Source organism: Brachybacterium sp. sponge (assembly GCF_001613775.1).
GTDB lineage: Bacteria > Actinomycetota > Actinomycetes > Actinomycetales > Dermabacteraceae > Brachybacterium > Brachybacterium conglomeratum.
On record NZ_LRMP01000004.1, the window covers coordinates 129953 to 142050 of the forward strand.

The following is a 12098-nucleotide window of genomic DNA, read 5'->3' on the forward strand; positions in this document are numbered from 1 at the left end:
GACGGGAGGTACCAGATTTCTGGTACCTCCCGTCGATCAACTCTGGGGGAGCGGTACCTCCGGTCGATCAACTCCGAGGGAGCGGTACGGATCGTCGATCCACTCCGATGGAGAGGTACGGGTCGTCGATCAACTCCGGGGGAGTGGTACGGATCGTCGATCAACCAGTGAGGTCAGAAGCGCTGCCGCTCAGCGCGTCGATGCGTCGCCGCCCTCGCGCAGGTCGTCCTCGGTGAGGATCGGCATCTCGCCGGTCAGCGTCGCATGCGTGGGCGTGGGCAGCTCCCAGCCCGGTGCCTCGTCGATCGGCTGCGGCTCCCCGGCGGGACGGGAGCGGGCGGTGAGGGTGACGCCGGCGCTCGCGACGACCACCAGCACCGCCGCCGCGACGCGGAGCGGAGTGATCTCCTGGCTCAGCAGGAGGACGCCCGCGAACAGCGCGACCACCGGCTCGAGGCTCAGCATGATGCCGAAGACGTGACGGGGCAGGCGGCGCAGCGCGGAGAGCTCGAGCGTGTACGGCAGCACGGAGGCGAGCAGCGCGGTGCCCAGCGCGATCAGCAGCAGGCGCGGCTCGGCGATGCCGGCGACGGCGCCGGGCGCGCCCAGCGGCAGCACGGCCAGGGCACCGATCAGCATGGCGACGGCGAGACCGTCCTGCCCGGGCACGATGCGTCCCACATGTGCGCTGGCGAGCACGTAGAGCGCCCAGAACACCGCCGCGACCAGCGCGAAGATCACGCCGAGCACGTCCAGGGAGGCCGCACCGGTGAGGGACTCGAACCCGAACAGGCTCACGCCTCCCAGCGCGAGCAGCACCCACAGCAGATCGGTGCGGCGCGTGGACAGCAGCGCGGAGAGCACGAGGGGTCCGAGGAACTCGATCGCCACCGCCGTGCCCAGCGGGATCCTGTCGATCGAGGCGTAGAAGGCTCCGTTCATCCCGCCGACCGCCACGCCGAAGGCGGCCACCCCCAGCCACTGCTGCCGCGTGAGGCGGTGCACCCTCGGGCGCACGATCACGATCAGCACGGCGGCGGCGAGGCCCAGGCGCAGCGCGGTCGTGCCCCAGGAGCCGATCGCCGGGAAGAGCTGCGTGGCCAGCGCCGCCCCGAACTGGAGCGAGATGCATGAGCCGAGGATGAACAGGATCGGCGTCATCGGCACGCCGCCGGAGTGGGCGCCGCCGCCGACGCCTGCGGTCGCCGTGGTCGAGGAGGTGGGAGAGGTGGTCACGACCCCACTCTGCCCCCGCGGTCCAGCCGGGTCCAGCGAATGTTCTCGACGTGTACCGTGAAGCAGACATGGCCGATCGGGAAGGATGCGCATGCTGAACCTGCACCGGCTGTTCCTCCTGCGGGAACTGCGCAGGCTGGAGACGATGTCGGCGATCGCGCGGGAGCATTCGATGTCGCCGTCGGCCGTCTCCCAGCAGCTGTCCCAGCTGGAGAGGGAGTCCAAGGTCACCCTGTTCGAGCAGGCCGGACGCCGCGTCGTCCTCACCGACGCCGGGGCGCGCCTGGCCCGTCGGGCCGAGGAGATGCTGGGGCTGATGGAGACGGCCGAGGCCGAGCTCGTCAGCGCCCAGGGCGAAGCCGGGGGAGTGCTCCGCGTCGCCTCCTTCCAGACCCCGCTGATCGCGCTCGCGCCCGCGACCGTGAGCGTGCTGGAGCAGCGTCACCCCGACCTGCGGATCGAGATCGCCCAGCGCGAGGTCGAGGAGGCCTACGAGGGGCTGCTCGCGCACCGCTTCGAGGTGATCCTCGGCGAGGACTATCCCGGCGGCCAGCAGGTCGTCCGGCGCGGCACCGACCGGGAGGATCTCCTGCAGGACCCGCTGCTGCTGGTGCTGCCCGACCACGGGCCCGCCTCCGAGGCGCGACGCCTGCAGGACCTCGCCGAGATGCCCTGGGCGCTCGACCCGGAGGACACCCGCACCGGGGCGTGGGAGCGCACCTACCTCCGCTCGGCGGGGATCGAGCCGTGGGTCCGCTTCGACACCCCCGACCCGCTGCTGCAGGTGCACCTGGTCCGCTCCGGCCATGCCGCGGCCTTCGTGCCCGGACTCATCGCGGCCGAGCACCTCGGCGGCACCCGGGTGCTGCGCCTGCCCGGCGACCCCCACCGCGGTCTCTACACCGCGGCGCGTGCGGGTGCGCGCGAGCATCCCTCGCTGCTCGCCTTCCGGGCCGCGCTGCTCGAGGCGGCCGACGCGCTCGGCGACCTCCCCGGAGCGGACCGGCTCGAATCCTGACGGCGGGTCGGCGCATGCTGGCCGACGGGCGGGGTGCTGCTCGCAAGGCCGCCGCGAGTGCGCACGAGCCTCGGTCGCCGACGGTTCCTCCGCATCGTCGGGCCAGTCCGCGGGGGTGAACCCGGCCCTCCTCCCTTCGGTGGATACCGCCCGAAAACCTTCCGCTGCCGCCCCCTGACCGCATAGACAGGACCCATGCCGAGCACCGTGCACGACGCCGTCACTCCCGATCCCACCCTGCCCAGCCGCAGGAGCAGCCCCCGATCTGCGGGGCCGATCCTGCTGCTCGTGCTGCTGCTGGCGGTCGTCGGCGGCCTCCTCTCCCGCGGCACCAGCGCCCCGCAGCCGGCGACCGCCCCGGACGAGGTGTTCAGCGCCGAGCGCGCCGCCGCGGCCGCCGCTCCGCTGGTGCAGGAGCCGCGCCCGGCGGGGACGGAGGCCAACACCGCCGCCCACGACCACCTCGCCGAGCAGCTCGCCGCGGCGGGATTCGAGGTCACCTCCACGGAGGGGATAGGCCGACGCGCGGCGGAGGGCACCGGCTCGGCGGGGTACGTGCGCAATCTCGTCGCGACCCGCCCCGGCAGCGAGCCGACGGGCACTCTCGTGCTGGCCACGCACATCGACTCCGTCCCCCACGCGCCCGGCGCCGCGGACGCGGGGGTGGGACTCGCGGTGATCCTGGAGACGGTGCGGGCGCTCGGCCCCGAGGCGCTGCGCAACGACCTGGTGGTCCTGCTGGTCGACGGGGAGGAGACCGGCCTGCTCGGCGCGCAGGCGTACGTCGACGGCGCCGGCGCGGAGCTGCGCGCACCGGTCGTGGTGCTCAACCACGAGGCGCGCGGCATCTCCGGCAGGCCCCTCGTGGCCCGCACCGCCGGCCCCATGCACGAGGTGCTCCCGGCGATGCCGCGTCCCGAGTACGAGTCGTTCACCGATGCGCTGTTCGGGGTCATCCCCAACGACACCGACTTCACGGTCTACCGCGACGAGGCGGGATGGTGGGGCCTGGACGTCGCCCTGATCGGCGAGGCGTGGGCGTATCACAGCCCGCAGGACGACGCCGAGCACCTCGATCCCGGCTCGCTCCAGCACTTCGGCGAGCTGACCCTCTCCCTCACGAGGGAGCTCGGCGCGCAGGACCTCGCCACGCTCGAGGGCACGGGCGAGGACCGTCCGGTGCAGACGACCATGCCGTGGGGGATCCTCGTCATGCCGCCCTGGCTCGTGCAGGGCCTCGGCCTCGCCGCTCCGTTCGCCCTCGCGGCGACGGCGGCCGTGCTGCGCCGACGCGGACGGCTCACCCTGCTCGGCACCTCCTTCGGTGCGCTCCTCGCCCTGCTCGCGATCGCCCTCGCGGGCGCCGCCGGATACGGGCTGTGGAGCGCCACCGCGGCCGCGAGCCCCGACATCCTCTCGCAGACGATGAAGGAGCCGGTGGTGGCGCTGCCCTTCCTCGGCGCGGAGCTGCTCGCCGGGGCCGCGGTGATGCCGGGGCGTGGGTGCTCGGCCGCCTCCTCGTGGGCCGGGACGCGCTGCTGGCCGGGACGGGGATGCTCGCGCTGCTGCTGATCGCGGCGGTCGCCGTGCTCTCGCCGGCCTTCGCGAGCTCCATGGTGCTCCCGGCCGCGGCGGCGGGCATCGGCATCCTGCTCGGCACGCTGCTGCCCCCGGTCCCGTCGCTCGTGGTGAGGGCGGCCGCCCTGCTGCCGACGGGATGGCTCGTGGGCACCCAGGTCCATGCGCTCGGCGAGTTCGGGATCGCCTCCTCGGCCGGAGCGCTCGCCGCGACCACCGCACTGGCCCTCGCCGCCGCCGCGGCGCTGCTGATCGCGCCGCAGGGGGAGGCCTCGGGCACCGCGCGGCGGCCGCACCGGCTGCTGATCCCCGTGCTGCCGGCGGTCCTCGCCGTCGGCCTCGTGATCGGCGGCACCGCGCTCACCCGCGCCGCGGGCGAGCCCGTGCAGGAGCGGGTGCTCGCCGCCGTCGACGCGGAGACCGGGCAGACGCGCTGGGAGAGCGACGGCGTGACCGAATGGGGGCGGTCCCTCGACGGCACCGAGGGCACCTCGGTGGTCGAGGGGCCGCAAGTCGAGGTGGAGCCCGCGGGGGAGGGGTCGACCAGCACACGGATCCGTCTGACCTCGGCGCGGCCCGGAGCCGAGTACCGCCTGGAGCTCGCAGAGGGGGAGTTCTCCGCGGTCACGGTCGACGGGGAACCACTGGCCGACGACGACTCCTCGGGGTCGCAGGGTCTGCGTGCCCTCCGGATCGTCGGGGTCCCTGCCGGCCACGAGGTCGTGATCGAGGCCGAGGTGCCCGCCGGAGCGAGCATGGAGGTGATCGAGACCGTCTACTCGCCGGCACTGGCCGATGGCTGGGTCGCGCCGGGGCCCGGGGTCTCCCTGGTGCAGCCGAGAGTGGAGATCTCGCGGGCCGTCACCCTCTGAGCTGATATCTTGACGTCAAGATATATGTCGAGGGAAGGATCCCTATGGCCCACACCTGGAGCCCCGAGCGGTACCTCCGCTACGGCGACGAGCGCGCCCGGCCCTTCCTCGACCTCATCGCCCGCCTCGGCGCCGGGTCGCCGCGGCGCGTGGTCGACCTCGGTGCCGGACCGGGCACGCTGACGCGACTGCTCGCCGAGCGCTGGCCGGAGGCGGAGGTGCTCGCCGTCGACTCGAGCCCCGAGATGATCGCCCGCGCCGCCGAGATCCCGGGCCTCACCGCCGTGCACGCGGACCTGCGCACCTGGGAGCCGCCCGGCGAGGTCGACGTGCTGGTCAGCAACGCGGCTCTGCAGTGGGTCGACGGGCACCTGGAGCTCCTGTCGCGCCTGGCGGGGATGCTCGCGCCGGGCGGCCGGCTGGCGATGCAGGTGCCGGGCAACTTCGAGGAGCCCAGTCACACGATCCGCCGTGAGCTCGCCGCCGAGGAGCCCTACGCCCCGCACGTGCAGGGCATCGCCTCACCCGCCTCGCACGACGCCGCGACCTACCTGCGGGCGCTGCAGCAGGCGGGCCTCGAGGTCGACGCCTGGGAGACCACCTACCTCCATCTCCTCCACGGCCCGGACCCGGTCTTCGACTGGGTCGCCGGCACCGGCGCGCGCCCCACTCTGCAGGCCCTGCCCGAGGACCTCCGGCCGCGCTTCGAGGAGGAGTTCAAGGCCCGGCTGCGCCGCGCGTATCCGGACGACGGGCATGGCGTGGTGCTGCCCTTCCGCCGCGTCTTCGCCGTCGGCCGCCGGGGCTGAGAGGCAGTCGACGGGCGGGCGCACCGAGTGGCCGGCCGTCGCGCCCGCGGTCCCGCCGGCGCGCGGCCACGACCCGTCAGCCGACCTGCGGGAAGCCCTTCCTCGCGGCCTCAGCGATCCGGTTCAGCTGCTTGCGGTCCGAGAGCGCGCCGAGCACGCCGCCGAGGCCCGGGATCGCCTTGCCGAACAGGCGCGCCGAGCGCAGGCCGAAGCGCCGGATGAGCCGACCGCCGACCGCGGAGACCACGGCCGAGTGCGGGGACACGGGGAGCCTCCCCGCCACGCCGCGGGCGGCCGCGCCGGCGACAGGGCTCAGGCCGATGTTCCTCAGCACGTCCCCGGACTCCTCGCCGAGGAGTGTCGCGAGCACGCGCACGCGCACCTCCTCGTCGTCCAGGTCGTAGCCGCGCACGACGGCGATCGCGCCGACCATGCGGGTGGCCTGGACGTAGAACTCCATCACGTTGGTGGGCAGCAGGATCGGCAGGGTCACCACGCCCCCGAGCCCGGTGAGGAAGCCTCCGGCGGTGACGCCCCGGCGGTGCCTGCGGACGATCCGGCGCACTGCCTTCTCCGGTCGCTTACGGGCACGGCCGCGCTGCGCCTTCCTGGCGACGTCGGCGGCGGAGGAGTAGGTGAGCTTCCCGTCCAGGCCGATGTCGCGGACGGTGTCGATCATGCGCTGCACGGCGCCGTTCGGGCTCGTCTCCGCCTTCTCGGTGCGGGCCTCGCGCATCGCGTCGCGGGCGGTGCTCTTGGCGGTGTCGTCACGGCGCAGCATGCCGAAGATCCCCATGGGCGTCCTCCTGGTCGTCGGTGTCCGGCGGTCGGTGCCGCGCCCTCGCGGCGGGTGCGGCACGAGGCCCATCATGCCGTGCCGGGACCGCCCGGGCGTGCAGGCGGACCACGCGGTGGGGAGTCCGACGGGGACGGATCCGGGGAGGCGCCGTCCGTCGAGAGCGCAGAGCGGCTCGGCGTGAGCGAGGTCCCGTTCGCCTCGGCCGTCGCCTCCGCCGATGCGTCGTGCCCGCGGCGTAGTCTCGGAGCACCATGGCCAGCAAGCTCTACCGTGACGATGCGATCGTCCTGCGCACCCACCCGCTGGGCGAGGCGGACCGCATCATCACCCTGCTCACGCGGCGGCACGGCAAGGTCCGCGCCGTCGCCAAGGGTGTGCGCCGCACCGGCAGCCGCTTCGGCGCGCGGCTGGAGCCGTTCACGCTGATCGACGTGCAGCTGCACGCCGGGCGGAACCTCCACACCGTCACCCAGGTCGTCACGATCGAGGCCTTCGCCGTCGGCATCACCGCGGACTACTCCCGCTTCGCCGCCGCCAGCGCCATGCTCGAGACCACCGACCGGCTCACCGACGAGATGGTCGATCCCAACCAGCGCGGCTTCCTCATGCTCGTCGGCGCGCTGCGCGCCATGGCCGAGGGCCGCATCGCCCCGCCGCTCGTGCTCGACTCCTTCCTGCTGCGCACCCTCGCCGTCTCCGGCTGGGCGCCCGAGCTGCGCGTGTGCGCCTCCTGCGGGGCCGACGGCCCCCACCACGCCTTCGACGTGCGTGCGGGCGGCCTGGTCTGCACGTCCTGCCGTCGGCCGGGCGCCATCGCGGTGCGCCAGTCCACGATCGAGCACATGATCTTCCTGCTCGCCGGGGACTGGGAGAATGTCACCGATGCGGAGGAGACCGTGCAGCAGGAGGCGGGTCGCCTCATCGAGGACACGGTGACCTGGCACCTCGAGCGCTCCGTCCGCTCCCTGCACTACGTCGAACGCTGATCCCCATCCCGGACGGGTCCACGGCCCGCACGATCCCGCACGATCCAGGAGGACCCCGCATGCCCGGTGCATCCCGTCACGGGTACCAGGAGCCGTTCGCCCATCCCAGCGGCGCCCTGCCCCCGCAGCTGCCGGCCCCCACGATCCCTCGCCACGTCGCGGTGGTGATGGACGGCAACGGCCGCTGGGCGAACCGCCAGGGCCTACCCCGCACGGCAGGGCACGAGGCCGGCGAGGCGGCGCTGCTGGACGTCGTCGCCGGCGCCCTCCAGATCGGCGTGACGCACCTGAGCGCCTACGCCTTCTCCACCGAGAACTGGAAGCGGTCCCCGGAGGAGGTGCGCTTCCTGATGGGCTTCTCCCGCTCCGTGCTGCGCCGCCAGCGCGACACCCTGGACTCCTGGGGTGTGCGGATCGTGTGGATCGGCCGTGAGCAGCGCCTCTGGGGCTCGGTGATCCGGGAGCTCAAGGAGGCCGAGGAGCGTACCCGCGACAACACCCGCATGACGCTGTACATGTGCGTGAACTACGGCGGCCGCGCCGAGATCGTCGACGCGGTGCGCGAGATCGCCGAGGAGGCGCGGGCGGGCCGGCTCAAGGGCTCCGGGATCAGCGAGAAGACGATCCAGCGCCATCTCGTCGACCCCGACATGCCCGACGTGGACCTGTTCCTGCGCACCAGCGGCGAGCAGCGCACCTCCAACTTCCTGCTCTGGCAGGCCGCCTACGCCGAGCTCGTGTTCGTGCCCGAGCTGTGGCCCGACGTGGACCGCCGTGTGCTGTGGCGGGCGATCACGGAGTACGCGCGGCGCGATCGGCGCTACGGGGGAGCGATCGACGCCCCCGATGCGCCGGAGGCTCAGTCCGCAGGGCTCTGAGCGACCCGCTCGGCCGCGGCGGACCCTGCCGGCCGGTCCGCAGGGGCCGGGCCCGTCGCGGTCGGCCGGTCGCCGTCGGCCTCGGGCGAGGCCTCGGTCCCGCCCTCGCTCTCGCTCTCGGCGAGGGTCGCGACCAGGGCGGCCCGGGCTCCCGTGCGGCGACGGTGGCGCAGCACGAGAGCGACCAGCAGCACCAGCAGGGCGAGCACGGCGACGGCGCCGGCCGGGGAGACGAGGAACAGCTCGAACCAGCCCGCCACGGCCACCAGGCCGACGGTCGCATAGATGACCGCCCAGGCCAGGCCGCCGACGGCGAGGGCGGGCAGATAACGGCGGGCAGGCATGGCGGTCAGGCCCGCGGCGGCGTTCGCGGCGGTCTGGAAGCCGACGGTCAGGAAGCTCAGCGCCACGACCCAGGCACCCCAGCGGTTGACGAGCGTGGTCGCGCGCTGTACGGACGTCGACTCCAGCAGCTTCTTCACCCGGCCGCGGTTCGCGGCCTTCCGCGCCCCGCGGCCGACGAGATAGGTGCCGCCGGCGCGCGCCCAGATCACCACGTACAGGAACCCGATCGCCGGCAGCAGCGGCAGCGACTGGACCCAGTCCATCATCGCGTGGCCGCCTCGTCCTCCGGCTCCTCGGGATCGTCCACGTCCTCCGAGGGCTCGGCGGTGCTCGAGTGCTCCTCGCACAGCCCGAAGACCTCGAGGGTGTGGTCCACCTCGGTGAAGCCGTGCTCGCGGGCGATCGCCGTCATGGACGCCTCGAGCCTCGGGGCGAGGAACTCGACGGTGCGGCCGCACTCGCGGCACACCAGGTGATGGTGGTGGCCGGTGTCCTCGCACTGCCGGTAGAGGGACTCGCCGTCCCCCGCCACGAGCACGTCCAGCCGCCCGGCGCGGGAGAGCGCCTGCAGGTTGCGGTACACGGTGGCGAGGCCGACGGTCTCGCCGTCGGCGCGCATCTGCTCGTGGATCTGCTGGGCGCTGCGGAAGTCCACCTGCCGGGAGAGCGTCTCCAGGATCGCGGCGCGCTGGCGGGTGTTCCTCTGCATGCCCTCATTGTCCCCCACCTGGTGCGGGACCTCCATCTCTGGTGGGAGGGACCACCATTACTGCGGGGAGGGAGCACGCGCCGCCACCGGGGCGGCGTCCGCGGCCGTGGGCCCGGGGCCGCCCGCCGGCCGGCTGCGGCGCGCCGCGAGCAGCGAGCGGACGACGAGCGCGGCCACGTACACCGCGATCGTCAGCAGCACGATCACGCCGCCCGGCGGGAGGTCGACGTAGACCGTGATCACCAGGCCGCCGACGGCGCACAGCACCGCGATGACCATGGCGGTGCGCATCGTGCGGGCGAAGCCGACCACCAGATGCTGCGCGGCGGCCACCGGCACGATCATCAGCGCCGAGACCATCAGTGCGCCGACGATCCGCATCGACAGCGTCACCGTCAGCGCCGCCATCACGGCGATGAGGACGTTGACGGTCCGCACCGGCAGCCCCGCGGCGCGGGCGAACTCGTCGTCGGCGGTGACGGCTGCGAGCAGGCCGGAGAGCCCCACCCCGATCGCGAGCACGACCACGGCGAGCACGAGCGCGATCACGGTGTCCAGCCGGGTGACGGTCGAGAGGGAGCCGAAGAGATAGCCCATCAGGTTCTGCGAGGTGCCGCCGGCGAGCTGGATGATGACCACGCCGCCGGCGATGCCGCCGTAGAACAGGATCGCCAGCGCCACGTCGCGGCTGGTGTGGCTGATCTCGCGCACGTACTCGATCAGCACCGCGCCGATCACGGAGGCGGCCAGCGCCCCCGGGATCGCGAGCAGGTCCGCGGGGGTGGCGGAGAGCCAGGCGCCGACGAGCCAGCCGACGGCCACGCCCGTCAGCGCGACGTGCCCGAGGCCGTCGCCGAGCAGGGAGAGCCGCTTCTGCACCAGATAGGTGCCGACCACCGGCGCGGTCAGCCCGATGAGCACCGCGATGATCAGCGGGTAGCGCAGCAGGTCGGAGGTGAGGATGTCCAGCATCGAGATCATGCGGGGTGGATCTCCTGTCCCAGGCATTCGTCGAGCGGGGCGGCGTCCTCGGGGTGTCCGTGCCCGGGGTCCAGGTGCGGACGCTCGCTTACGGGGCCGTCGTGGACCATGCGGCCGTGGTCCAGGACCACGGCGCGGCTGATGTCGTCGGTCAGCGGACCGGTCTCGTGCAGGACCACGAGCAGGGTGGTGCCGCGGGCGGAGAGCTCGCGGAAGAGGTCGGCGATCAGCTGCTGGGTGGGGACGTCCACCCCGGAGAAGGGCTCGTCGAGCACGAGCAGCTCAGGATCTCGCACCAGGGCCCGGGCGATCATCACGCGCCGGCGCTGCCCGCCGGACATGCGGGTGATCGGCCGGCCGGCGAGGTCCGCCATCCCGACCGCCTCGAGCGCGGCGTCGACCCGGGGATCGCGGGCGCTGGGCCACCAGCGGCGGGCGGTGAGCAGGCCGCTGGCGACGGTCTCCCGCGCGGTCGCGGGGATCGAGCCGGTCTCGGCCGACTCCTGGGGGACGTAGCCGAGGCCGTCGTGGGCGCGGCCCTGGGAGACCGGGCGGCCCAGCAGGTGCGCCGTGCCGCTCTCGAGCGGCAGCACCCCGACCGCGGCGCGCAGCAGGGTCGACTTGCCGGAGCCGTTCGCACCGAGCAGCGCGACGAGCTCGCCGCGCTCGATGCTCAGGTCGATGTCGTGCAGGACCCGCTGGCCGGCGCGGGAGACGCTCGCGCCGACGATCTCGACGACCGGTCCGTCCCCGGCGCTCACGCCCAGCTCTCCGCGAGGGCGGTGCAGTTGCTTCTCATGACGGCAGGGTAGTCCGCCTCCGGGGACTGCTGGGTCTCGAGGTTGTCCAGCTCGGCGCTGTCGATGCCGAGGTTGTCGGCGAGGGTCTGGGCGACCTTCGGCGAGGCGGTCGCCTCGAAGAAGATCGTGGTGACCTCCTCGTCGCGGACCACGGTCTCGAGGGCGAGCAGCCGCTGCGGGGACGGCTCGGTCTCCGGGTCGATCCCGGAGATCCCCACCTGGTGCAGGTCGTAGCGGTCGGCGAGATAGGTGTAGGCGGCGTGGCTGGTGATGAAGGTGCGTCGCTCGTCGGCCACCTCCTCGAAGGCCGAGGTCAGCTCGGCGTCGAGCTGCTCGAGCTCCTCGCGCACCGTGGCCGCGGCGGAGGTGAACTCCTCGGCGTGCTCGGGGGAGAGCTCGCCCAGGCGCGCGGCGATCGCGTCGCCCAGATCCGCCATCCGCAGCGGGTCGTGCCAGAAGTGGGGGTCGTTCGGGCCGTGGTCGTGGCCCTCGTGGGAGTCCTCGTCGGCGTGCGCGTCGTCCCCCTCCTCGGCGTGCTCGGCGTGCTCCTCCTCGCTCTCCCCGGCGTGCCCCTCCTCCGTGCTGCCGGCATCGGCGGGCAGGAGCGTGATCACGGAGGAGACGTCGAGCACGTTGTCGCCCTCCTGGGAGGCGATGGCGTCGTCGAGCGCGGTCTGGAAGCCGGGGATCTGCAGCACCAGGTCGGCCTCCTCGACGAGCATGGTCTGCTTCACGGACAGCTCGAGGCCGTGGGCGTCGGCCCCCGGCGTGGTGAGGTCCGTGAGGGCGACGTGCTCGCCGCCGATCCGTGTGACCAGGAAGCTCAGCGCGTAGGCGGAGGTGACGACCGACAGGCCGTCCCCGTCGGCGGCCGTGCCCTCCCCGCAGGCGGCCAGGAGCGCCGCACCGGCGCCGAGGCCGAGGGCGGACAGGAGGGTGCGGCGGCGAAGGGGAGAGGCATGCGACATGACAATCATTCTCACCAATGGAGGTGTCGCGGTGCAAGTCGGGCGGCCGTGCGGAGCCGGTGCGCGTGGGGACGCTCACACGCGAGCGGCGTCCTGGGCCGACGACTATGCTGGGTGCG

Annotated in this window: 13 protein-coding genes; 6 read left to right on the forward strand and 7 right to left on the reverse strand. The window is 73.6% G+C overall.

Annotation, left to right across the window (positions count from 1 at the left end):
- Positions 1–189: 189 nt before the first annotated feature.
- Entirely contained in the window at positions 190–1236 is a 1047-nt protein-coding gene (locus tag A4A78_RS15095; protein ID WP_062950691.1) for a DMT family transporter, read from the reverse strand.
- A 91-nt stretch (positions 1237–1327) separates the two neighbouring features.
- Here A4A78_RS15095 and A4A78_RS15100 point away from each other — a divergent pair, with 91 nt between their 5' ends.
- From A4A78_RS15100 to A4A78_RS15115, 4 genes are all read left to right on the forward strand, one after another.
- Positions 1328–2254 carry a LysR family transcriptional regulator gene (locus tag A4A78_RS15100; protein ID WP_062950693.1) on the forward strand — a complete coding sequence of 309 codons (927 nt, stop codon included), beginning with the start codon at positions 1328–1330 and terminating at the stop codon, positions 2252–2254.
- Between the two features lie 195 nt (positions 2255–2449).
- Positions 2450–3826 (forward strand): M20/M25/M40 family metallo-hydrolase, encoded by a 1377-nt coding sequence (locus A4A78_RS15105; protein ID WP_062950695.1) that lies wholly within the window; start codon positions 2450–2452, stop codon positions 3824–3826.
- On the forward strand, positions 3757–4704 hold the full coding sequence (locus tag A4A78_RS15110; RefSeq protein ID WP_062950697.1) for a hypothetical protein: 948 nt from the start codon (positions 3757–3759) through the stop codon (positions 4702–4704). Before A4A78_RS15105 ends, A4A78_RS15110 begins: the two co-directional genes overlap by 70 nt.
- Positions 4705–4748: 44 nt before the next feature.
- Positions 4749–5513, forward strand: coding sequence for a methyltransferase domain-containing protein (locus A4A78_RS15115; protein ID WP_062950699.1), 765 nt, complete (start codon positions 4749–4751; stop codon positions 5511–5513).
- Positions 5514–5589: 76 nt separating this feature from the next.
- Here A4A78_RS15115 and A4A78_RS15120 read toward each other — a convergent pair whose 3' ends face one another.
- Entirely contained in the window at positions 5590–6309 is a 720-nt protein-coding gene (locus A4A78_RS15120) for an EcsC family protein (protein ID WP_062950701.1), read from the reverse strand.
- A gap of 254 nt (positions 6310–6563) precedes the next feature.
- Here A4A78_RS15120 and recO point away from each other — a divergent pair, with 254 nt between their 5' ends.
- Complete coding sequence (recO, locus tag A4A78_RS15125; RefSeq protein WP_062950703.1) at positions 6564–7298, forward strand: DNA repair protein RecO; 735 nt, start codon at positions 6564–6566, stop codon at positions 7296–7298.
- Between the two features lie 59 nt (positions 7299–7357).
- Positions 7358–8176, forward strand: coding sequence for an isoprenyl transferase (locus A4A78_RS15130; protein ID WP_062950705.1), 819 nt, complete (start codon positions 7358–7360; stop codon positions 8174–8176).
- Here the strand turns inward: A4A78_RS15130 and A4A78_RS15135 are convergent.
- From A4A78_RS15135 to A4A78_RS15155, 5 genes are read right to left on the reverse strand one after another with little or no spacing between them, the layout of a single operon-like run.
- Positions 8158–8787: a DedA family protein gene (locus A4A78_RS15135; RefSeq protein ID WP_062950707.1), complete on the reverse strand. Its 630-nt coding sequence runs from the start codon at positions 8785–8787 to the stop codon at positions 8158–8160. The two genes, A4A78_RS15130 and A4A78_RS15135, sit on opposite strands and share 19 nt — an antisense overlap.
- Positions 8784–9230: a Fur family transcriptional regulator gene (locus A4A78_RS15140; RefSeq protein ID WP_082835390.1), complete on the reverse strand. Its 447-nt coding sequence runs from the start codon at positions 9228–9230 to the stop codon at positions 8784–8786. The genes A4A78_RS15135 and A4A78_RS15140 overlap by 4 nt, the downstream gene beginning before the upstream one ends.
- Before the next feature lie 57 nt (positions 9231–9287).
- Positions 9288–10211 (reverse strand): metal ABC transporter permease, encoded by a 924-nt coding sequence (locus tag A4A78_RS15145; RefSeq protein WP_062950711.1) that lies wholly within the window; start codon positions 10209–10211, stop codon positions 9288–9290.
- A complete protein-coding gene (locus A4A78_RS15150; RefSeq protein ID WP_062950712.1) occupies positions 10208–10972 on the reverse strand; it encodes a metal ABC transporter ATP-binding protein in 765 nt (254 codons plus the stop codon). Before A4A78_RS15150 ends, A4A78_RS15145 begins: the two co-directional genes overlap by 4 nt.
- Positions 10969–11979, reverse strand: a complete 1011-nt coding sequence (locus A4A78_RS15155; RefSeq protein WP_062950714.1) for a metal ABC transporter substrate-binding protein — start codon at positions 11977–11979, stop codon at positions 10969–10971. The genes A4A78_RS15150 and A4A78_RS15155 overlap by 4 nt, the downstream gene beginning before the upstream one ends.
- Positions 11980–12098: the final 119 nt, after the last annotated feature.